This window comes from Halorubellus litoreus, assembly GCF_055378595.1.
Map to the genome: position 1 here is coordinate 2,267,900 of NZ_AP043836.1, position 19,575 is coordinate 2,287,474.

The window sequence follows — 19,575 nt, forward strand, 5'->3', positions numbered from 1 at the left end:
CCGTTTCGGGGTGTGAACTGACTGACTGCGGTAGCATACGGCGGCCGCAAGGTCGCCGTTTCGGGGTGGGGACTGTTCGAGCGGGTTCAGGCGCTTCCGACGTAGAAGTCGTACGCGCCGGTTGCTTCCGTGCCCGTGACCTGGACGACGCGGCCGTTCGTCGATATCTCGACGTCCTGGAACTCGTCGAACGTGTCGTCGGCGTCCACCCAGTCCTCGATGTCGCCTTCGTCGATGTCGGACGCTTCGTTGAACACGCGGACGAACGTCGTCTCGATGCCGTCGTCGACGAGCACGGAGTCGATTCCGCGCGCGACCTCGCCCGCGAAGTCGCCGTCGTCGGTGTCCGTGGACTCGGTCTCGTCGTACGTCCGCATCGACTGGATGGCGCTGTCACCGAACGCGTCCGTGAGTGCCTTGAAGTCCTCGCTGTCGGCGGTGTAGCTTTCCGCGTCACCGGCGTTCACGTCGAGGATGCCTTCGAGGACCGCTTCGGCGTTGTCCGCGCTTCCGAAGATGCCCGTCGAGCGCGCGACGACGACCTCGCTGCTCCCGATGCCGACCGCGGCGTCCTCGTCCGGGCCGACGTACACGTCGTAGTTCTTGTACGTGTCCTCGCCGCTGAACTCCTCGGCTTCGAGCGTCGACGCGACGTCGTCCGTCTCGAAGTCCGCAGCGAGGACGGCGTTCTTCCCGAACGCGAGCTGGGCGTCGGTCGTCCCGAACTCGAACCCGACGAGGTCGCGCGCGGAACTCCCGAACGACCGCATCGCGTCGTAGACGTCGTCGTCGAAGTTCGCCGCGCGCTCCGCGATCGCCGAGGGCTTGTACCGCAGCGACAGGTAGTGGTCGACGTCGCCGACCGTCCCCGGCTGGTAGAGCCATTGCGTCTCGCTCGCGCCTTCGGACCCACCGAGGATGCTCGAACAACCCGCGAGCGCGACCGCGCCGGACGCCGCCGTGACTTTCAACAGTGAACGCCGTGTTCGTGTCATGCCCGAACCGAGTGGCCTTGGTTACATAGGTCCTGCGCCAAAGTTGTATTGCCGACGCCGTCGACGGGAACCGCAAGGTCACGAGAGAACTACCGTATAGCGGGCCAGAACGCTCCAGAACGCCCCAGAACCGTCTCACTCGCTATCGTCGTCGGTCGTTCGACGGCGCGGTCGCTATCGAGAGAATTGGGTCGGTCGCACCGAAAGAATCCGATAGAAGCCGGCCGCGAAAGCGGCCGGCCTCGGACCGTAGATGGGTGGGTGGGTGGAACCGGCCTGACGTGGGTGGGGTGGGTGGGTGGGTGTCGGCCGGTGGATTCGGTGGTGCGGTTGTCGACGTCTGCACGAGTGCACCCGGTACGACGGAACCGACTCGCGTCGGCCTCCCCCCTCGTATGGTGTGCGTGTGCGGACAGGCCCTGGCGGCTCGATGTGGGGACGAGCGCCAACGGGCACTCAGTGCTACGGTGGTATCCCATATCAGTATAGACTGCCTAAACGCCCCGTAAGGAGTGCTTACGGGCGTCGAACGACCGCTTCGGTGCCCTCGAACCCGTTCTTTTTTCGACGTCCGTCCAACGTCCTGGGTTCGCGAGAGTGTCGCCTCAGTCGCCCGCGACGTGCTTGTCGAGCCCGGCGCGTTCGATGTCCTCACCGCCGACGGACGACCGGAGACTGTCCATGCCGTCGTCGCGGTCCAGCTCGAACCCGTTCGCCTGGAGTTCGCGAACGCGCTCGTACTCCTCGGCCGACAGCGGCGGGACGTCGCTCGCCGCCGCCCACGCGTCGATGTCCTCGCGCGTGCGGAACGTCGGCGTCACCGTCGCCACCGCGTCGTGATAGAGGAGGTACTGGAGCGACCCCTGCGCCATCGTCCGCTCGCCGTCACCCTCCAAGAACCGAAGCTTCTCGACCTTCTCGAACCCCGTCTCGAACCACGCGTCCGGCCGGTACGCGCGATGGTCGCCCTCGCCCGGCGGGTTCTCGGGCGTTATCTGCTCGTTCAGCAACCCAGAGGAGTGCGGGACGCGCGGCACGAGACTCGTCTCGCTCCCGGTCTCCTCGATGACCTCCAGGAATCGGTCGCCGATCTCGGGTTCGAGCGCGTTCCAGACGAGCTGGACGGAGTCGAACTCCTCGCGGATCGCCTTCTCGCCCTCCGCGAGCCAGCCGATGCTCGGCCCGAGCGCGATACCGACCGCGTCCGCGCGACCGCTCTCCCTGACCTCGTCGAGCCACTCCAGGACGTCCGCGTCGATCTCCTCGACGTTCGCGTTGTGCAACTGGAGGAGTTCCACCTTGTCGAACCCGAGCCGGTCGAGGCTCTGCTCGAGCGCGTCGTCGAGATACTCGGGGTGCATCTCCTTCGGGAGCTCGCCGTGACCCGCCTGCGGGTTGTTGTAGAAGTCGTACCCTATCTTCGTCGCGACCGAGACCTCGTCGCGGACGTCCGCGAGCGCCTCGCCGACGAGTTCCTCGCTGTGCCCGTGCCCGTACACGTCGCCCGTGTCGAAGTACGTGATGCCCTGGTCGAACGCGTACCGGAGCATCTCCTTGGCCTCCTCGTCGGTGCGGTCGCCCCACCAGTCGGTGCCGACCGTCCACGCGCCGAACCCGATCTCGGACACGTCGACGCCCGCTGCGCCGAGTTCGCGGTAATGCATACGACGACCTAGGGACGCCCCGCACTTAGCGGGTGTGCTTCGTCGCCATCGAGCGAGAACGCGAGCCGACGAGTGGGTCGGACGTCGTCACCCGACGTCGACGCGGAGCGGTTCGTCGCCGTCGGTCGTCTGCGCCCGCCCGCAGCGGTCGCCGTCGCAATCGACCACCACGGACAGGGGCGTGCGCTCGGAGACGCCTCGTTCCGGGACGACGACGACGCGTATCGGTTCGCCGACCGCGTCGTAGCCTTCGGCGTCGATGTCGTCGGGAAGGACGTACGAACGGCTGCCGAGGGCGCGGTCGACCGAGATGCTCACGCGCACCCCGTCGGTGCTCCGGAAGGAGACGGTTCCGGACCAGACGACGCTGTCGGCATCGACGGTCACGCGCACCGAGTCGTACGCGTCGTCGCCGAAGACGCCCATGACTGACGTGCACCCGGTGCCGGCCGTCGCGACCACCGTCGCGCCCGCGGCGACGATGCGTCTACGGGTCGCATCCATCTCGCTCGCTCCTCGCCCCGTGCCGCCTGTCCCCATACGGCACGCAAGTTTTGCGGCGACTGCTTAAACCTTGGCACCTCGCCACGGTCGACCGCCATCCGTCACTCCAACGGCGGCTCGCTGTCACTCCAAGGTGAGGGTGATGGCGTCGTCGACCCCGGTGACGGTTCCGGACGCGAGTTCGGCGTCGTCCGTCGAGAGCGACGCGGAGAGCGGGTTCGCGGGGTCGTGGCCGGCCATCGGGGCTGCGACGAACTCGACGGGCGTGTACAGTTCGGTGACTCGGTCGTTGACCTGAAAGTCGTTCGGTGCGAGGTAGTCCAGGTCGCCGAGTCCGAAGACGTCCTCCCAGCGCTCGGTGCCGTCGGCGTCGCGGAACCCGAGCGTCCCAACCCAGAGCGACCCCGGGCCGGTGACAGACACCGATAGCTGCTCGAAGCGCCGAGGCTGCCTGCTCGACAGGGCCCCGGAGAGCGCTGGGAACGATGCCGCCGCGGCTAACCCGCGTAGCACCGACCGACGCGAGTATGCCATACCATACCAAAGTGATGCATCGGTATCAGTGCTTGGCCGAACCAGCGCGAGGAGCGGGACGACGCGGGCTTCGCACAACCAAACGGGTATCAGGGCCGACCGCCAACTGGCGAGCATGACGAAACGGCACGTCACGCTTCCCGGGGGCGCCGAGGCAGGCGTCCGAGCGTTCATCGAGGACGTCGACGAGCGACTCCGCGGCGACGACGAGTCCACGTGCGAGGTCGTCGAGGACGTCCTCGTCGACCTCCACGGCGACCGCGACGCCTACGAGCGCTGGCAGAACGACGCGGACGTCTCGCCCGCAGAACGCGTCCGTCTCCAGGGGTACGACCCCTGCAACACCACGCTCGAATCCGAGTACTACGCCGAGAAAGACGAGGAGAAGTTCGAGACCTCGAAGCACCTCCAGTGGCTCTGGCGGCAGTTCGACGCGACGCCGATGGCGGACAACGTCGAGTTCGCGCTCCGGTTCCGCGCGATGCTCGCCGACCACCTCTTCGAGGAGTGTGGCGACGACTGCCGGTTCTTCAAGGGCATCACGTTCACGTACGGCCACAACATCACCATCGGGGACAACGTCGTCATCCACGACGACGTCCACCTCGACGACCGCGGGAAGCTCACCATCGGCGACCGCGTCTCCATCAGCGACGACGCACACATCTACAGTCACGACCACGACGTCGTCGACCAGACCGAGGTCGAGAACTACCACACTATCGTCGAGGACGACGCGCGCATCACGTACGACACGATGGTCCGCGCGGGCTGCAAGATCGGCGAGAACGCGGTCGTCGGCGCGAAAGCCGCGGTCTCCAGCGACATCCCCGCGCACCACGTCGCCGTCGGGTCGCCAGCCAAGAGCGTGAAGGTCAAACCCGGCTGGGAGGACGTCGCCGAACCGCTCGAGGACGCGAACGTGAACCGCCAGGCGGAACGCCGCATCGAGTACGACCTCGACGACGACCTCGACGTGTTCGACGAGTTCCGCCGCGACCTCGCGCCGCCCGGCGGCCGCTGACGACGCCACCCACCCGCTTCCGCTCCGACCCGTCCTGTCCCGTCTCGCCACGACCCGTCCGCTCACTCGCGCGCAGGTGGACCCGCGAGCGACAACAATCAAGTGCCATGCGAACAACTAGCACATATGGTCGAGGTCTGGAGCTGGATAATCGGCTACGCCGTCCTGTTCGCGGTCGTCCAGCTCGCCATCTACGCGTACTACGTGCGCCGCGGGGAGCGGAACCCACAGGCGAGCGCCATCGGCGACCCCGAAGAATACACGCGCGTCGGCGACCGCGTCCACCGGAACCGCGTCGACGAGGACGACCTCGACGACCGCGTCCCACCGGCACACCCCACCGAGGACGCGTTCCGCGCATGCCCGCACTGCGGCACGGCGAACGAACACCTCGGCACCATCAAGTACTGCCGTAACTGCACGCGCTCGCTCGGCTGACCCTCCGTCACCGCTCGACCCGCCACCCCGCCCACGCCGCGCCACCCCAACCACCCGACCCTCGATCACCCCGAACCACCCTTCCTCGCCCCGTGGCCGTCATGCTTTTATCGCCGCGCTCACCCGGCCAGCAAGCATAAGCCCGACCGAACTATATCCTGCATCGAACCCGGATGCAGTCACAGGAAAACGAAGACGCCGACCGCTACGTCGGCCGTGAAACCGTCGAAGGAATGGTCATCTACGACCGCGAGAACCTGGACGCCTGGATCGAATCCGACACCACGCGTCCCGTCGAAGACGGACTCGAACGGCGCGACGAAGCCTGAAACCCCAGGGGTGGGGTGGGTACAGCGACGCAACCGGTCGTCGACGCGAACGCACGCGACGACGACCCCTCACACAGCAACAGCCGCCAGCGAGCGACCGCACCAACCTACCGATAGCCATACTGGCGCCACTCCGGCTCCAACGCGAACACCACCAGCGCCACGCACAACACCACCAGACCCACGCTATACAACGCATACCGAACACTTTGGAACACCAGCACCGCCCCCAACGCCACACCCACCAGCAACCAGCACCCCACCACACCCCGAACCACCACACTAAACCGCACACTAACCACCACCGTTCACTCGCCTGCGACACGCCACACCGAACACACACGCCACCACGCGAGCCCAGGCGACCATACACCACCGATACCACCCCCATCAGCATCGTAACCAACCGCCTACGACCCACCATCCACCCCCACTAGACACCGCATACCACCCGACCCCCCGACGCGAACCCCACCCCGCGAAGGCACTCGCTCGTCGCTGTCGCTCCTCGCTCGTGGTGTTCCGGAGAAGTGCGCCGTCCGGGATTCCCGTGAGCGAGGCGAACGGGAAGTCGGACGGTGGACGACCGAAGGGAGTCCGCCGTCCGGGAATTGAACCGAAACCAGACGCGCTCGTTCACTGCGTTCGCTGCGCGCGACTGGTAGGGTTCAATTCCCGGTGGCGATCTTCTTCGTTTCGCTCAGAAAATGCGCCGTCCGGGAATTGAACCCGGGCTAGTGGCTTGGGAAGCCACTGTCCTACCACTGGACCAACGGCGCTCGCATCCGTCGATTCCGGCCGCTTGCACTTGAACGTAGCGCTTCGCGGCCGCCGGGCGGCCGGGAACTGGACGCACGTCCATCGTTTCCGCGTCATGGAACCGTATTTGTCGATGCAATCCCTACCGACGCGTGATGCTTGACCTGCGATTCTCCGACGACGAACTCCGCGACCGACGCGACCACATCGAGACGTTCATCCAGGACGTCGTCGCCGACGCCGGCGCCGACGGCGCCGTCCTCGGCCTCTCCGGCGGCGTCGACTCCACCACGACCGCGTACCTCGCGGCGAGCGCACTCGGCAAAGAGAACCTCCGCGGGCTCGTCCTTCCCGCCGAAGTATCGAGCGACGGCAACATGAGCGACGCCGAGCGCGTCGCCGAGGACCTCGGCATCGAGTACGACGTCGTCGAGATCGAACCCATCGTCGACGCGCTCGTCGACGCCGTCCCCGGGAGCGACCGCGACCGAACCGCCGTCGGGAACACTCGCGCTCGCGTCCGCGGCGTCCTGAACTACTACGTCGCGAACGAAGAGAACCGCGTCGTCCTCGGCACCGGGAACCGCGCCGAAGCCCTCACCGGGTACTTCACGAAGTACGGCGACCAGGCCGTCGACTGCAACCCCATCGGGAACCTCTACAAGCAACAGGTCCGCCAGCTCGCCGCGCACCTCGGCGCGCCAGACGACCTCGCTGAGAAGCAAGCGACCGCCGAACTCTGGGCGGACCAGACCGACGAGGGCGAGCTGGGGCTCGACTACGATACAATCGACGCCATCCTCGCGCTCCACGTCGACGGCGACCTCTCGCCCGCCGCGACCGAACGTGCGCTCGACGTCGACCGCGACGCCATCACGCAGGTCCGCGAACTCTACGAAGCCAGCAAGCACAAGCGCGCGATGCCGCCAGCGCCCGTCGACCCCACGCCCTGACCGCTCCAGGAGAGAACCAGTCGAGAAATCGAGACCGCTCAGGCGAGCGCGCTCGCGTTCGTCGTCGTCCCGTTCGTCGACCCACCGCCGGGTGCTTGCACGCGAACCGAGATGCTGTCGCCCTCCTGGAGGACGTACGTCTCCGGCGCCACCGGTTCGCCGTTGACCTCGTACACGACGGTCGCACCGGTCACGACCTCCCAGCCGTCCGGCGCCTGCGCGTTCGCCCCCTGCCGGTAGACGACGCCGTCGTACGCGAACGACGTGTTCGTCACGCCGAACGCCGTCGCCTCCAGCGCGTACTCGAGCGTCACGCCCTTGGCGTGCACGTGCCAGCGTCGCAGCCCGCGTTCGAAGTGGAACGCGCGCATCTCTCGCGGATGCTGGAACTCCGCTCGCCGGAAGTCTATCTGCTGTCCGTCGACGTTCACGCTGATCGGCCCGTGCTCGTGCGCCGCCCCGAGGCTGTACGGTCGATACACCTCGTCGGTCCCCGCCGGCCCGAGCTGGTGCCCGGGCGGGTTCGGCGCCGGCCCGAGTTCGCCGAGTTCGCTGTTCGGACCGCTCCCGCTACCCCCGATGGTGAGCGTGTACAGGATGACGGCGAGGAGGAGCGCGCCGACGGCGATACCGGCGACGAGCAGCGGCGTCGACGGCCCGCCGTCGCCGCCGCCGAGTTCGTCCAGTCGCCGTCGCTCTATCGGCCCCATCTCGCCCGGATGCTCGTCGCCGAGGTGCCTGAGGTACGCGGCCTCGTCCTCGAACGATTCCGAGCAGTGCTCGCAATCTGTCACGCCCCAACGTCGGCGTTCGCGCACTACGACTCTTTCGGACGAGGACTCGTTGCCCGATGCCCCACCGGAGTACCGACGCGGTCAGTCCTCGTCGCGCGCGGCGGCGATGTCGTCGGCGTGACTCGCGACGAGGTCCGCGAACGCCTCCACCTCCCTGGCCTCCTGGCTCTGGACGTCCTCGCGGTCGCGCATCCGTCGCTTCAGCGCCCCGAGCGCATCCGGCGGGTGCGCCGCTATCTCGTCAGCCACCGTGCGCGGGTCGTCGACGACGCGCGACACGAGCCCCATCCGGTGGGCGTCGGTCGCGTCCACGCTCCGCCCGGAGAGCGCGAGGTCCATCGCGTCGCCCTCCCCGCAGATGCGCGCCAGCCGCGCCGTCCCGCCCCACGCGCCGAACAACCCGAGGGACACGCCCGGTTCCGCGAACGACGCCGCCGGCGTCGCCACCCGCACGTCGCAGCCGAGCGCGAGCTCCACGCCACCACCACGCGCCGGGCCGTCGATTCCGGCGACGACGACCGCGTCCGTCGACTCGAACGCGCGCACCACGCGCTGCCCGCGCGCCGCCAGGTCCCGCGCACCCTCGCGGTCCAGGTCGGCGACGACGTCCAGGTCCGCGCCCGCACAGAACGCCGGCCCCTCCCCGTGAAGGTACAGCACGGGCGCCGTCACCTGCTCGGCCGCGTCCGCAAGCACGTCCAGGTCCGTCGGTCGAAGCGCGTTCCGCCGGTCCGGACGGTCGATGCTCACCACGCAGACGTCCCCGTCGCGGTCGACTCGAATCACACCACCGCGGACGTCCGTCGTTTCCAAAGGTCTTTGCGTGTCCCGTTGCTACCTACGCGCGATGGACGAGGCAGCAACGTGTCGCTCGGCCGCCGTGGACGCCGTCGAGGACGTCTACCCGGCGCGCCTCCGCGACGACATCGTCGCACACGTCGACGGCGGCTCGCTCGCCCCCGGCACGCTCGCACTCCGTTGCGCGCGCGCCGTCGACGACACCGTCGACCTGAACGCCATCGGTAGCCGCGCCGCCGGCGTCCAACTCATCTACGACGGCCTTCGCCTCACCCGCACGCTCTCCCACACGGAACCCTGGGAGGACGTCGACGACCAGACCCAGCCGAACCTCGACATCCTCGCCGCCGACGTCCTCGTCTCCAGGGGCTTCTACCTGCTCGCGCGAACGGACGCGGCCGGCCGCGCCGTCGAGACCGTCCGCACGTTCGGCCGCGAGCAGACCGAACGCCGCGACGCCGAGCGCGACCCCACCAGGGACCCCGCCGAGCACGACCGCACGCTCGAACGGGACGTCCTCGAACTCGCCGCACTCGCCGGCACCACCGCCGCCGACGGCACCCCGACGCCCGAACTGTACGCCGTCGTCGCGGACTGCATCGACCACGTCACCGACCGTGGGTTCCCGCACGAACTGGACTTCCTCCCGACCGTCGCCGACCTCCACGCCACGATTCCGCCCGAGGAGCCGACCGCGGACGACGGCGTCCCCCAGTCCGCGGGCGATTCGTAGCCGCGAATCGAAACGCATTAAAACGAATCCCGACAAGTGGAAGATGCGTTCCAACGCGCCTGGGTAGCTTAGCGGTAAAGCGCGTCCTTGGTAAGGACGAGACCCCGGATTCAAATTCCGGCCTAGGCTTCTCTCGCCGATTCCTCTCGCTGCGTAGTTGGACGTGTTCCTCGAACCGACCGCTCCTTGGGTTCCGGGTTCGATTCGTGCGTCGCGGAGTCGCTGGTGTCCGATGGTGGCTACGACGGGGTGCGGGTGGCTGCGTAGCGGCCGATGGCGAAGTTGAGAGTGCCGAGGCCGATGGCGACGGCGAACCCGACGGTGGCGTTGAGTGCGAGGACGTCGACCGGCCACTGGTATCCGCCGTAGTAGAGGTGGTTGTGGGCGCGGTACAGGACGGCGAGGAGTGGGAGAGAGCAGGCGAGTGCGAGAACGGCCGCGAACTCGCGTTTCGTTCCTGCTGCGCCGAGCGGGAGGAGCAGTGCGATGGGGAGGCCGAGTCGTAACTGCGAGTATATCCCCTGCATCAGTGCGGTCTCGGAGAGCGGCCGCCAGTAGAACGGGTGCGTTATCATCGGGGAGAGGGGGACCTGGACGAGACAGACGACGCCGGCGATGGCGAGCGCGTCGCGGACCTCCAGCGGGCGTTCGTAGTGCAGCCACGTGGCTGCGACGCCGAGCGCGGTGAGCGCGTACGTCGAGACGACCGTCCAGTGGAGAGGTCGCGCCCAGAACCGGAGGACGACGAGGTCGGGGTCAATCGCGATGAGTCCGTAGTACAGCAGCAGCGTCAGTTCGAAGATGGTGAACGTCACGAAGAGGTCCTTCGCGCGGATCGGCGCCATACTACGACGAATCGCCCCGGCCTGGTTTACATATTTCGCGGTTAGTTCGCGTTGGATTATCGGTTCGGAGGGCGGTTCCGTCGTCGACGAGCCGGCGTCGGGCGTACGAGCGGTCGGCACGCTCGTGCCCGGAGACCGGTCCGGTGGGAGGGGGAACGGACGCGCTCGTCGCCTCTTGCACCACGACGGAGAACGGCGACGTGTCGTTCACGCTCCCCGGACCGGCCCGCGCCCGGCCGTGAACCGGCCATCCGTCGCTCGACGAACGCACGGTGGGGCCGTCCCGCCGCGCGACGAGCGACCGTCGACGCACACAAGGTGATTTGGCGCGGGTTCCACGTTCACGTAGCCGCGACGTCCATCCATGCGAGCGTCGACCGCCGCTATCGCGTTCGGTGTTGGATTGTTCGCGCTCCCCATCCCCGGGACGTTCGTGACGGGAGCGTTCGTGATACTCGCCGGCGTCGTCGCGCGGTACGTCGGGTCGTAGCGGGAGCGGCCCTCCTCGTCCGTCGATTGGTCTGTCGCGCGGGAGAAACTAGATCGAGTGGAGCGGGTGAGTGTTCCTGGCGCTGGCGGCAGTGGTGGACTCGGTCGGTGACTCCGGGGGCGAGCGCCCGACGGGCTGCAGTCGAAGATTCCGAACCACATCCAATATTCGGGCTGACACTTCTTCTCGTGGGGTGTCGATGGGGCCAGTGTGGTTATACCGTCGCACATCGAGAGAGCGCTATGGACGCGCCACCGGACGGTCCACGTATCATCGACGCGACCATCACGCGGTTCTCTCCCGACCGCGGATACACCGGTCGCTACCGGAGCCACTTCCACGAACTGACGGGTTCGGCGGTCAGCGGGCGTGTCCTCGACGTCGGTGCCGGTGGCGGTGGCACGCACGACCACTGGGACTTCCCGAACACGACCGAGGTCGTTCGCATGGACATCGACCAGTACGACAACCTGGACGTTCGCGCGGACGGCACGAACCTCCCCTTCGCGGCGAAGACGTTCGACAGCGTCATCTGCTCGGCTGTGTTCGAACACGTCTCGCTCTCCCGCCTCCACCTGCTCTTCGAGGAGATTCAACGGGTTCTCAAGCCCGGCGGGAAGCTGTTCGGCGCCGTCGCGTTCAACTACCCGCTCCACGGGCAACCCCACGACTACTCCCGACCGAGCATCCACGGCCTGAACGACCTCGCAGTCGCCGCTGGCTTGGACGTGGACACGCTCTATCGAGGTGGGAGCTACGTCGACACGCTCCTGCACGTGCTCTTCTCGCCCGTCCGACGGACGTGCATGTTCCTCGGCGTCAGATGGTTGAGCGGCGCGTTCGCGCTCGTCCACTATCCGTTCGTCGCCCTCGCCTGGCTGATCGCGCTCGGCTTGAAGGCCGGGTACGGCGAGAACCCGTTCGGGAGTCACTGGAACGTCCAGAGCGCTATCGTCGCGCAACGACCGGAGTGACTCACCCAGACATCCCCGGCGGCGCGGCCGAACGCCACGACGTTTTTATCGCGCAGACTCCGAGGTACGGGTAGATGCGAACGAGAGTCGTCTTCGTCGTCGTCGCCGTGGTCGCGATGGTCGGGCTCGCTGGCTGTACGCTGTCGGCGTTCCAGGAGTCGACGGCGACGACGAGCGACTCGGAGACCGCGCCCGCGCCCGACGACGGGGGCGCGCTCGCGGACCCCGAGGAGGACGTGAAGGGCTGGGAGAACGGCGTCTGGTACAACGAGTCGCTCGCGGTCACGCCCGGGGATGGGTTGAACGAGTCGGAGCTCGCGGCGGTCGTGAACCGGAGCATGGCCCGCGTCGAGTACGTGCGGAACGTCGAGTTCGACCGGCGCGTGCCGGTCTCCATCCTGTCGCGCGAGGAGTACCGCGAGCGCCAGAGCGGCGGCGGCGGTGGTGGTGACGAGGCCGCGGCGACCAGGGAGGCGGTGCGGCTCGAGGCGCTGTTCCTCGTCGGCGAGTCGACGGACGCCCAGGAGGAGCAGGCGGAGACGCGGTCGGCGAGCGTCCAGGGGTTCTACTCGCCGAACGCGGACGAGATAACCATCGTCGCGCCGTCGTCGACGCCGACGGTCGACGAGGTGACGCTCGCGCACGAGCTCGTGCACGCGTACCAGTTCCGCGGGAACCTCGACGTGCGGTTCCCGCAGTCGCCGACGCGGGACGAGCAGCGCGCGCTCGTGGCGCTCATCGAGGGTGACGCGAACTTCGTCGATCGGCAGGTCCGCGAGCGCTGCGGGGCCGAGTGGGCGTGCGTCGGCCATGAGACCGGCGGAGAGGAGTCGACGAGCGACGGCGGGACGACCGCGGACGGCGACGGCGGAGGGGAGGAGGGTGGCTCGGGTGCGGCGGCGGCGCCGCGCCCGAACATGGGCCTGTATTTGTTGTCGTACTTCCCGTACGCGGAAGGCGAGGCGTACGTCGCGGCGACGAAGGAACGCGGCGGGTGGGCGGCCGTGAACGCGCTCTACAGCGACCCGGCGGCGTCCAGCGAGCAGATCATCCACCGGAACGACGACGCCGTCGAGAGCGTGTCGGTGCCCGACCGGAGTTCGGGCGAGTGGTCGCGCGTCGGCAACGGCGGCGTGGTCGCGGGCGAGGCGGACGTGGCGACGATGTTCGCGGCGACGCTGTACGACGACGTCGAGGGGAGCATCGTCTCGCGCGACCAGTTCCTCACGGACAGCGGGCCGGTCCCGATAACGTACGCGCTCCCGCCGAGTGCCGGCTGGGCGGGTGATTCGCTGTACGCGTACGAGCGCGACGACGGCGACACGGGGTACGTGTGGCGGCTGCGGTTCGACGACGACGGGGAGGCCCGGGAGTTCGCGCGGGCGTACCGCGACCTCCTGCGGTACCGTGGTGCGGACGCGGGCGACGACGGTGTGTTCGTGATACCGGACGGGCCGTACGCGGACGCGTTCTACGTGGACGTGTCGGGGTCGCGGGTCACCATCGTGAACGCGCCGGCGGTCGAGGACCTCGGCGACGTCCACGAACCGGCGAGTCAGCGCGTCGCGCCAGCGAACGCGCTCGCGCCGTCACCGCCCTGCGTCGCGCCGCTGGCCGTGTGAGGCCGTGACGCGCGCCGCGGGGTTCCGAAACCCTTTATGCGACGACGCGGGAAGTTCGACCAACTCGCTGGTCGACGGGCACCAGTGGGCACCTGTCATCGACAGGTCATCGGAATGTGGTCCCATCCGGGACTGAACCGGCAAACGCCCGTGGTGATAGACCATGGCACGAAGTTTCTACTCGCACATCAAGGAAGCGTGGCGGGACCCCGACGACGGGAAGCTCGCCGAACTCCAGTGGCAGCGAAAGCAAGAATGGCGGAATCAGGGCGCCATCGAGCGCGTCGAGCGACCGACGCGTCTCGACAAGGCCCGCGAGCTCGGCTACAAGGCCAAGCAGGGCGTGGTCGTGGCGCGCGTCAGCGTCCGGAAGGGGACGGCGCGGAAGTCCCGACACAAGAAGGGGCGTCGTTCGAAGCGCCAGGGCGTGAACCGCATCGGGCGCCGGAAGAACATCCAGCGCATCGCGGAGGAGCGAGCGTCGCGGAAGTTCAAGAACCTCCGCGTGCTGAACTCGTACTGGGTCGGTGAGGACGGCTCGCAGAAGTGGCACGAAGTGATCCTCGTGGACCCCGAGCATCCCGCGATCGAGAACGACGACGACCTCTCGTGGATCACGGAGAGCCAGCACCAGTCGCGTGCGTTCCGTGGCCTCACGAGCGCCGGCACGCAGAACCGCGGCCTCACGTTCAAGGGCAAGGGTACCGAGCACACCCGACCCTCGAACAACGGCGGCCAGGGTCGCGCGAAGTAACGCCGACTCGGGTCGACTCCAGCGGCGATTTCGGTTTCTTTCGGGCGTCACTCGCGTAGCGATGGCTGGGCTGGATGCGAAGGGTGTGCTGCGAGCGAGGGGTGTGCTGCGAGCGAGCGCTGAATCTGCGCGAGGTTGGACTGCGAGCGTGGACCGCTCGGGACCTCCTCCACGCCCATCGAACACATACCGAGTTAACATAGCGGGGCTTTTCCCTGCGGTCTCGATAGGTACTCGCAGATGAGTTGGGGTCGTCGATGAGTACGCTGGGTATCGCGCTCGCGCTCGCCGGCGCGGTCGTCTTCGGGACGTACGTCTTCCTCGTCAAGTACCGGTTCGCGCACTATCCGGACTCGGTGTACGTCGTCTGCGTGTACGCTATCGCGACCGTCCTGTACGCGCCGGTCGCGGCCGCGAGCGGTGCGACGGTCCCGACCGACCCGTACACGCTCGCGGTCCTCGTGGGCGTCAACGCCCTCGGCGGCGTCGCGATACTCGCGTTCTTCCGCGCGCTCACGCTCGGCGACGTGTCCTACGTCGCGCCCGTGAGCAAGGTCGTGCCGCTGTTCGTCCTCCCAATCGAACTCGCCGTGCTCCCCGGAACCGACCTGGGGTCGCTCCAGGTTGCGGGGGTGGTCGTCGTGACGATAGCGCTCTACCTCGCGAACTACCAGGGCGACCTCCTCACGCCCCTGCGGCGTGCGGTGACGCTCCGCCCCGGCCAGCTCGCGCTCGCCTCGGCGGCGACGTTCGGCGTGGTCGACGTCGGGAAACGCCACCTCATGGGCGACCTCGGCGTCGACCCGGCGGCGTTCGTCCTCGTGCTCTTCCCCATCGTCGCGGTCATGTTCGCGCCGCTCGCCGCGCGCAACTGGCCGGACGACGTCGCGGTCAGCGGCGACCTCGGCGCGCTCGCGGCGCTCGCGGTGCTCGTCGCGGTCGGCCAGCACGTCGTCGCGCTCGCGTTCGTCGAGCTCGCGGCGAGCGTCGCATCTCCGCTCGTGAACGCGCAGGCTATCGTCGCGGTCGTCCTCGGCGGCGTCGTCCTGAACGAGGAACGCTTCGGTGCGCGACTCGCGGCTGCGGCGCTCGCCGTCGGCGGCGTCGCACTCATCGCGCTCGGGTGAGTGCTGACCGCGGTCAGACCCAGAGGCTCGGGGTGCGAGCTTCAGGCGGCGAGCCCGAGGTTCCGCGCTCGCTGCCGGTAGCGTTCGGTCACGGGCGCCGGTGCGTCGAGCGCGTCGAGTTCCGCGTCGAGGTCGAGGGTCGCCAGCGCGCGCCGCCCGGTCTGCGTGCGCGAGAGCGTTATCGCGGTCGCGAGGTAGGAGAGCCGGAGGAGCCACACGGCTCCGTCGACGTCGCTCGGGTCGCGGATGCGGTACGACGTCCAGCCAGAGTCCGGGTGGACGCTGTGACGACCCGTGCGTCCGGCGGCGACGAGGGCGTCGCGGACGCTCCGATTGTAGTTGACGTCGAGCAGGCCGGACCGGTGAACGTGTCCGAACTCGCGCGTCCCGAGGAAGAACGCCGTCCCGCCGAAGGGGTGCTCGCGGACGATCACGCCGGGCCACGCCTCGACCGCGGCCGCGACCAGCGCGGTGGTGGCCGCTAGCTGACTTGCCGCGGACTCGTCTCGAACCATGTTAACAATACGCGTTCGAAGGATTTGACGCTCGCGGTCGGACAGGGCACCGAGCGTACGCGGTCAGCGCAGGGCGTCCCGTGCTCGCGGTCAGAGCAGGCCGTCCTCCTTCGCGAGCAACAGCGCCTCCAGGGTCGCGTCGTTCGTCGGCGGGTCGCGCGCCACGTCGATGGCGTCCGCGACGGGGACCGACCGCACCTCGATGAACTCGTTGCTGTCGAGCTCGCGCTCACAGGGCGTCAATCCCTCCGCGAACACGTACCCGCGGCGATGCCGGAGCAGGCCCGTCGAGCACCAGACCTCCTGCAGGAGGGAAACGCCCGCGGGGTCGAACCCGGTCTCCTCCTGGAGTTCGCGCGCCCCCGCCGTCGTGTACGATTCGCCGTCCTCGACGATGCCAGCGGGGAGCTCGAGCTGCGTCTGACGGATCGTCGGCCGGTACTGTTCGACGAACACGACCTCTTCGCCCGTCGACGCTACCACCACGACCGCGTCCGGGAGCTCCGCCCAGTAGTAGTCCTTCTCGGAGCCGTCCGGTTGCTCGACGCGGTCACGGCCGCCCGTGTACCACGGCGTCTCGTACTCAGCGACCGACTCGCGAACCGGCCACTCGCCTGCGGGGAGGTCTCGACTCATTCGTCCTCACGAACGATCTCCAGTCGGTAGACCGTTCCGTTGTACGTCACGTACGCCACGTCGCCCTCGACCGCGTTCGGGACGCGCGTCGCGACCGCGCCGAACTCGTCGAACGGCGAGTGACTGAACGACTCCTTCACGCCGAACGGGCCCTCGTAGTACGACCCGGACGTCCCGTCCGCGATCGCTTCGGTCACGTACGGGAACCGGCGTTCGCTCACGTCCGTCGCGTCGTACGTCGCGCCGTCGAACGTCGACGCGTTCCCGACGTCGGTCGCCTGCACGCGATACGGGTCGCCGCTCTTGAGGAGACTCGGGAGTGCGCCGACGGCGAGCCCGAGGACCACGAGCGCGACGAGCACCAGGATGTACCGCTGTCGCATACGCCGACGTTAGGGGGTCGCGTTGAAACGTCCACCGGACGAGGCGGCCGCCGAGCGCGCCGGGGCGGGTCGCCACGAGACCGCGATGCTCGGCGTTCAGAACCGGGGCAGGGGACCGAGAACGCCAGCGGTGTTGCCCGGGACGGAGTTTTTAAAGGTCGTCGGGTCCAAGAACCGGGCACGATGGACGAGCTCGGAGTCCAGATGGCCGGCTGATGGCTTACAGAAAGTACTTCCGAACCCGTCCACTTACCTCAGGTTACGGAACCTCCCATGCAAGGACAAAATCAACAGCAGGCGTACGACCGCGGGATCACTATCTTCTCGCCGGACGGACGTCTCTACCAGGTCGAGTACGCACGCGAAGCCGTCAAGCGCGGCTCCGCGAGCGTCGGTATCAGAACGCCCGACGGCGTGGTGCTCGCAGCGGAGCGACGCACGCGGTCGCCGCTCATGGAGCGCGACAGCGTCGAGAAACTCCACAAGATCGACGACCACGTCGGTATCGCGAGCGCGGGCCACGTCGCTGACGCCCGCCAGCTCATCGACGTCGCGCGTCGCCAGAGCCAGGTGAACCAGCTCCGGTACGGCGAGCCCGTCGGCGTGGAGACGCTGACGAAGCACGTCACGGACCACATCCAGCAGTACACGCAGACGGGCGGTGCGCGCCCGTTCGGCGTCGCGCTGCTCGTCGGCGGCGTCGAGCACGACGGGACACCGCGGCTCTACGAGACGGACCCGTCGGGGACGCCCTACGAGTGGAAGGCGGTCGCCATCGGCGGGTCTCGCGAGGACATCCAGCGTCGTCTCGAGGAGGACTACGACGACGCGCTGAGTCTCGGCGAGGGCGTCGACCTCGCGCTCGAGTCGCTCGCGGAGGCGACCGAGGACGGCTTCCCGGCGGAAGGCATCGCGGTGTCGACCGTGCCGACGGAGACCGGGAGCGTGGAATCGCTGTCGACCGACGAGATCGGCGAGCGCCTCGAGGCGCTCGACCTCCTCGCCGAGGAAGACGAGGGTGATGCAGAATGATGGACGCTGACAACCCCTACGACCCCGAGATCGCGCCGAGCGACTGGGGCGAGCACGCCGGAGAGGACCAGGAGAACGTGAACAAGACGGGGACGACGACGGTCGGTATCGCGACCGACGACGGCGTCGTCATCGCGACCGACCGCCGCGCCAGCCTCGGTGGCCGGTTCGTCTCGAACAAGAAGGTCGTGAAGGTCGAGGAGATCCACCCGAGCGCGGCGATGACGCTCGTCGGGAGCGTCGGTGGCGCGCAGTCGTTCATCTCGAGCCTCCGCGCGGAAGTGAACCTCTACGAGGCGCGTCGCGGCGAGGAGATGAGTATGACGGCGCTGTCGACGCTCGCGGGGAACTTCGCGCGCGGCGGCCCGTACTTCGCCATCAACCCCATCCTGGGTGGCGTGGACGACGAGGGCAGTCACGTCTTCTCCATCGACCCGGCGGGTGGCGTGATGAAGGACGACTACACCGTCACGGGCAGCGGGATGCAGGTCGCGTACGGGTACCTCGAGCAGTCCTGGCACGACGACATGTCGATGAGTGAGGCGAAGCAGGCGGCCGCGAAGGCCGTCATCTCGGCGGCGGAGCGCGACACTGGCTCCGGGAACGGTCTCGTCCTCTGTGAGGTCACCGAGGGCGACGTCTCCATCACGGAGTACGACGACTTCCCGAACCCCGAAGAGGTCTGATCGGCTCCTTCGGTTCTCGCGGTTTCGACGCTCGATAGCGATAGCGCTGGCGTCGCGGTGAGCGGTCGGGTTCGCGCTGGCGTCGCGGTGAGCGGTCGGGTTCGCGCTGGCGTCGCGGTGAGCGGTCGGCGAGCGCTGGCACTGGACGGTCCGGTTCGCGTGCCGGCGAGGGCGTCGTTGGGGCGGTGCTTTTGTCGGCGGAGCGGGTGCGTGTGGGTATGAGTCGGGAACTGGTGGCTGGCGTGTGGGCGATGGAGGGGCGGGCGTCGTCGATGTTCCTCGTGGCGGACGGGGACGACCTCGTGCTCGTCGACGCCGGGGTGCCGTGGGACGCTGGAACCATCCGCGAGGGCGTTCGCGACGCGGGATTCGGGCTCGGCGACGTCGACCGCGTGCTCGTGACGCACTACGACGTCGACCACGTCGGGGCGCTCGCGCGCCTCGACGACGAACTCGACGCGACGGTGTACGCGAGCGACACGGACGGGCGCATCCTGACGGGCGAGCGCAAGCCGCCGTTGCGCGGCGCGAAGGCGGTGTTGACGCGGTTCGTGTCGGTCCCGCTCGTCGAACGCCCGGACCTCGAGGTCCGGTTCGTCGGCGAGGGCGATACCGTCGGGTCGTTCGAGGTGTTCGAGACGCCCGGACACACGCCCGGGCACCTGTGTTTCGTGAGCGACCGCCTCGGCGTCGGGCTGCTCGGTGACCTCGTGCGCGGGACCGCGGACGGGGCGCTGCGGCGCGTGCCGCGGGTGTTCGACGGGAACCGGCGTCGGGCCGGTGAGAGCGTGCGCGCGTTCGCCGACCGCGCCCCGGCGTTCGAGGTGGCGTGCATGGGGCACGGCGAGCCCCTCGCCGCGGGCGGCAGCGACGCGCTCGCCGACCTCGCCGCGCGACTCGCCTGACGGCACGAACGTCGGTGCCGCGGTGGCCGCTCGCGACGGGTCGTTTAGGTCGTGGGCTTTTGCCCGTCGGACTCTCAACTT

23 protein-coding genes and 2 tRNA genes are annotated in these 19,575 nt (G+C 68.4%); 14 read left to right on the forward strand and 11 right to left on the reverse strand.

The features are described 5' to 3' along the window. Positions 1-86 precede the first annotated feature (86 nt). From ACZ48X_RS15515 to ACZ48X_RS15530, 4 genes are all read right to left on the reverse strand, one after another. A complete protein-coding gene (locus tag ACZ48X_RS15515) occupies positions 87-995 on the reverse strand; it encodes a YceK/YidQ family lipoprotein (protein ID WP_336348844.1) in 909 nt (302 codons plus the stop codon). A gap of 605 nt (positions 996-1,600) precedes the next feature. Beyond that, a complete protein-coding gene (locus ACZ48X_RS15520) occupies positions 1,601-2,659 on the reverse strand; it encodes an aldo/keto reductase (protein WP_336348843.1) in 1,059 nt (352 codons plus the stop codon). Positions 2,660-2,746: 87 nt separating this feature from the next. Then, positions 2,747-3,199 carry a hypothetical protein gene (locus ACZ48X_RS15525; protein WP_336348842.1) on the reverse strand — a complete coding sequence of 151 codons (453 nt, stop codon included), beginning with the start codon at positions 3,197-3,199 and terminating at the stop codon, positions 2,747-2,749. Positions 3,200-3,286: 87 nt separating this feature from the next. Further along, positions 3,287-3,586, reverse strand: a complete 300-nt coding sequence (locus tag ACZ48X_RS15530; RefSeq protein WP_336348841.1) for a hypothetical protein — start codon at positions 3,584-3,586, stop codon at positions 3,287-3,289. A 226-nt stretch (positions 3,587-3,812) separates the two neighbouring features. Here ACZ48X_RS15530 and ACZ48X_RS15535 point away from each other — a divergent pair, with 226 nt between their 5' ends. From ACZ48X_RS15535 to ACZ48X_RS15545, 3 genes are all read left to right on the forward strand, one after another. After that, complete coding sequence (locus ACZ48X_RS15535) at positions 3,813-4,721, forward strand: acyltransferase (protein WP_336348840.1); 909 nt, start codon at positions 3,813-3,815, stop codon at positions 4,719-4,721. A 126-nt stretch (positions 4,722-4,847) separates the two neighbouring features. Next, entirely contained in the window at positions 4,848-5,159 is a 312-nt protein-coding gene (locus ACZ48X_RS15540; RefSeq protein ID WP_336348839.1) for a DUF7577 domain-containing protein, read from the forward strand. A 173-nt stretch (positions 5,160-5,332) separates the two neighbouring features. Then, a complete protein-coding gene (locus ACZ48X_RS15545; protein ID WP_227132116.1) occupies positions 5,333-5,488 on the forward strand; it encodes a DUF7331 family protein in 156 nt (51 codons plus the stop codon). Positions 5,489-6,196: 708 nt separating this feature from the next. On the opposite strand, the gene ACZ48X_RS15550 is transcribed toward ACZ48X_RS15545, so the two are convergent. Further along, positions 6,197-6,267: transfer RNA gene (locus ACZ48X_RS15550), tRNA-Gly, on the reverse strand. Positions 6,268-6,402: 135 nt separating this feature from the next. Between ACZ48X_RS15550 and ACZ48X_RS15555 the strand changes: the two genes are divergently transcribed. Next, positions 6,403-7,200, forward strand: a complete 798-nt coding sequence (locus ACZ48X_RS15555) for an NAD+ synthase (RefSeq protein WP_336348838.1) — start codon at positions 6,403-6,405, stop codon at positions 7,198-7,200. A gap of 38 nt (positions 7,201-7,238) precedes the next feature. Here ACZ48X_RS15555 and ACZ48X_RS15560 read toward each other — a convergent pair whose 3' ends face one another. Together ACZ48X_RS15560 and ACZ48X_RS15565 are read right to left on the reverse strand one after the other, a co-directional pair. Further along, positions 7,239-7,994: a hypothetical protein gene (locus tag ACZ48X_RS15560; RefSeq protein WP_336348837.1), complete on the reverse strand. Its 756-nt coding sequence runs from the start codon at positions 7,992-7,994 to the stop codon at positions 7,239-7,241. A gap of 81 nt (positions 7,995-8,075) precedes the next feature. Next, complete coding sequence (locus tag ACZ48X_RS15565) at positions 8,076-8,780, reverse strand: enoyl-CoA hydratase/isomerase family protein (protein WP_336348836.1); 705 nt, start codon at positions 8,778-8,780, stop codon at positions 8,076-8,078. 61 nt (positions 8,781-8,841) lie between these two features. Here ACZ48X_RS15565 and ACZ48X_RS15570 point away from each other — a divergent pair, with 61 nt between their 5' ends. Beyond that, entirely contained in the window at positions 8,842-9,525 is a 684-nt protein-coding gene (locus ACZ48X_RS15570) for a DUF7114 family protein (protein WP_336348835.1), read from the forward strand. A gap of 57 nt (positions 9,526-9,582) precedes the next feature. Next, positions 9,583-9,654, forward strand: a tRNA-Thr gene (locus ACZ48X_RS15575). Between the two features lie 110 nt (positions 9,655-9,764). Here the strand turns inward: ACZ48X_RS15575 and ACZ48X_RS15580 are convergent. Further along, positions 9,765-10,370 carry a hypothetical protein gene (locus tag ACZ48X_RS15580; protein ID WP_336348834.1) on the reverse strand — a complete coding sequence of 202 codons (606 nt, stop codon included), beginning with the start codon at positions 10,368-10,370 and terminating at the stop codon, positions 9,765-9,767. Positions 10,371-10,734: 364 nt separating this feature from the next. Here ACZ48X_RS15580 and ACZ48X_RS15585 point away from each other — a divergent pair, with 364 nt between their 5' ends. The 5 genes from ACZ48X_RS15585 (at position 10,735) to ACZ48X_RS15605 (ending at position 15,337) form a co-directional block, all read left to right on the forward strand. Continuing rightward, on the forward strand, positions 10,735-10,860 hold the full coding sequence (locus ACZ48X_RS15585; protein ID WP_336348833.1) for a hypothetical protein: 126 nt from the start codon (positions 10,735-10,737) through the stop codon (positions 10,858-10,860). 242 nt (positions 10,861-11,102) lie between these two features. Continuing rightward, positions 11,103-11,834, forward strand: coding sequence for a class I SAM-dependent methyltransferase (locus ACZ48X_RS15590; RefSeq protein WP_336348832.1), 732 nt, complete (start codon positions 11,103-11,105; stop codon positions 11,832-11,834). A 74-nt stretch (positions 11,835-11,908) separates the two neighbouring features. Beyond that, positions 11,909-13,456 (forward strand): Hvo_1808 family surface protein, encoded by a 1,548-nt coding sequence (locus tag ACZ48X_RS15595; protein WP_336348831.1) that lies wholly within the window; start codon positions 11,909-11,911, stop codon positions 13,454-13,456. A gap of 163 nt (positions 13,457-13,619) precedes the next feature. Beyond that, entirely contained in the window at positions 13,620-14,210 is a 591-nt protein-coding gene (locus ACZ48X_RS15600) for a 50S ribosomal protein L15e (RefSeq protein WP_336348830.1), read from the forward strand. Positions 14,211-14,467: 257 nt separating this feature from the next. Beyond that, positions 14,468-15,337: an EamA family transporter gene (locus ACZ48X_RS15605; protein ID WP_336348829.1), complete on the forward strand. Its 870-nt coding sequence runs from the start codon at positions 14,468-14,470 to the stop codon at positions 15,335-15,337. A gap of 41 nt (positions 15,338-15,378) precedes the next feature. Here the strand turns inward: ACZ48X_RS15605 and ACZ48X_RS15610 are convergent, their stop codons facing one another. From ACZ48X_RS15610 to ACZ48X_RS15620, 3 genes are all read right to left on the reverse strand, one after another. Then, the gene (locus ACZ48X_RS15610) at positions 15,379-15,852 is read right to left on the reverse strand and encodes a luciferase domain-containing protein (protein WP_336348828.1); all 474 of its coding nucleotides are present in this window, start codon (positions 15,850-15,852) and stop codon (positions 15,379-15,381) included. A 90-nt stretch (positions 15,853-15,942) separates the two neighbouring features. Further along, positions 15,943-16,488: an NUDIX hydrolase gene (locus ACZ48X_RS15615; RefSeq protein ID WP_336348827.1), complete on the reverse strand. Its 546-nt coding sequence runs from the start codon at positions 16,486-16,488 to the stop codon at positions 15,943-15,945. After that, positions 16,485-16,871, reverse strand: coding sequence for a hypothetical protein (locus ACZ48X_RS15620; protein WP_336348826.1), 387 nt, complete (start codon positions 16,869-16,871; stop codon positions 16,485-16,487). The genes ACZ48X_RS15615 and ACZ48X_RS15620 overlap by 4 nt, the downstream gene beginning before the upstream one ends. 273 nt (positions 16,872-17,144) lie before the next feature. Between ACZ48X_RS15620 and psmA the strand changes: the two genes are divergently transcribed. The 3 genes from psmA (at position 17,145) to ACZ48X_RS15635 (ending at position 19,494) form a co-directional block, all read left to right on the forward strand. Next, on the forward strand, positions 17,145-17,903 hold the full coding sequence (gene psmA / locus ACZ48X_RS15625) for an archaeal proteasome endopeptidase complex subunit alpha (protein WP_336348825.1): 759 nt from the start codon (positions 17,145-17,147) through the stop codon (positions 17,901-17,903). Then, complete coding sequence (gene psmB, locus ACZ48X_RS15630) at positions 17,900-18,589, forward strand: archaeal proteasome endopeptidase complex subunit beta (RefSeq protein WP_379761784.1); 690 nt, start codon at positions 17,900-17,902, stop codon at positions 18,587-18,589. Before psmA ends, psmB begins: the two co-directional genes overlap by 4 nt. Before the next feature lie 218 nt (positions 18,590-18,807). After that, positions 18,808-19,494 carry an MBL fold metallo-hydrolase gene (locus tag ACZ48X_RS15635; RefSeq protein ID WP_336348824.1) on the forward strand — a complete coding sequence of 229 codons (687 nt, stop codon included), beginning with the start codon at positions 18,808-18,810 and terminating at the stop codon, positions 19,492-19,494. Positions 19,495-19,575: the final 81 nt, after the last annotated feature.

Coding starts and splice junctions, on each gene's coding strand:
- ACZ48X_RS15515 (WP_336348844.1), bottom strand. CDS start 995: ATGACACGAACACGGCGTTCACTGTTGAAAGTCACGGCGGCGTCCGGC.
- ACZ48X_RS15520 (WP_336348843.1), bottom strand. CDS start 2,659: ATGCATTACCGCGAACTCGGCGCAGCGGGCGTCGACGTGTCCGAGATC.
- ACZ48X_RS15525 (WP_336348842.1), bottom strand. CDS start 3,199: ATGGGGACAGGCGGCACGGGGCGAGGAGCGAGCGAGATGGATGCGACC.
- ACZ48X_RS15535 (WP_336348840.1), top strand. CDS start 3,813: ATGACGAAACGGCACGTCACGCTTCCCGGGGGCGCCGAGGCAGGCGTC.
- ACZ48X_RS15540 (WP_336348839.1), top strand. CDS start 4,848: ATGGTCGAGGTCTGGAGCTGGATAATCGGCTACGCCGTCCTGTTCGCG.
- ACZ48X_RS15545 (WP_227132116.1), top strand. CDS start 5,333: ATGCAGTCACAGGAAAACGAAGACGCCGACCGCTACGTCGGCCGTGAA.
- ACZ48X_RS15555 (WP_336348838.1), top strand. CDS start 6,403: ATGCTTGACCTGCGATTCTCCGACGACGAACTCCGCGACCGACGCGAC.
- ACZ48X_RS15570 (WP_336348835.1), top strand. CDS start 8,842: ATGGACGAGGCAGCAACGTGTCGCTCGGCCGCCGTGGACGCCGTCGAG.
- ACZ48X_RS15580 (WP_336348834.1), bottom strand. CDS start 10,370: ATGGCGCCGATCCGCGCGAAGGACCTCTTCGTGACGTTCACCATCTTC.
- ACZ48X_RS15585 (WP_336348833.1), top strand. CDS start 10,735: ATGCGAGCGTCGACCGCCGCTATCGCGTTCGGTGTTGGATTGTTCGCG.
- ACZ48X_RS15590 (WP_336348832.1), top strand. CDS start 11,103: ATGGACGCGCCACCGGACGGTCCACGTATCATCGACGCGACCATCACG.
- ACZ48X_RS15595 (WP_336348831.1), top strand. CDS start 11,909: ATGCGAACGAGAGTCGTCTTCGTCGTCGTCGCCGTGGTCGCGATGGTC.
- ACZ48X_RS15600 (WP_336348830.1), top strand. CDS start 13,620: ATGGCACGAAGTTTCTACTCGCACATCAAGGAAGCGTGGCGGGACCCC.
- ACZ48X_RS15605 (WP_336348829.1), top strand. CDS start 14,468: ATGAGTACGCTGGGTATCGCGCTCGCGCTCGCCGGCGCGGTCGTCTTC.
- ACZ48X_RS15610 (WP_336348828.1), bottom strand. CDS start 15,852: ATGGTTCGAGACGAGTCCGCGGCAAGTCAGCTAGCGGCCACCACCGCG.
- ACZ48X_RS15615 (WP_336348827.1), bottom strand. CDS start 16,488: ATGAGTCGAGACCTCCCCGCAGGCGAGTGGCCGGTTCGCGAGTCGGTC.
- ACZ48X_RS15620 (WP_336348826.1), bottom strand. CDS start 16,871: ATGCGACAGCGGTACATCCTGGTGCTCGTCGCGCTCGTGGTCCTCGGG.
- psmA (WP_336348825.1), top strand. CDS start 17,145: ATGCAAGGACAAAATCAACAGCAGGCGTACGACCGCGGGATCACTATC.
- psmB (WP_379761784.1), top strand. CDS start 17,900: ATGATGGACGCTGACAACCCCTACGACCCCGAGATCGCGCCGAGCGAC.
- ACZ48X_RS15635 (WP_336348824.1), top strand. CDS start 18,808: ATGAGTCGGGAACTGGTGGCTGGCGTGTGGGCGATGGAGGGGCGGGCG.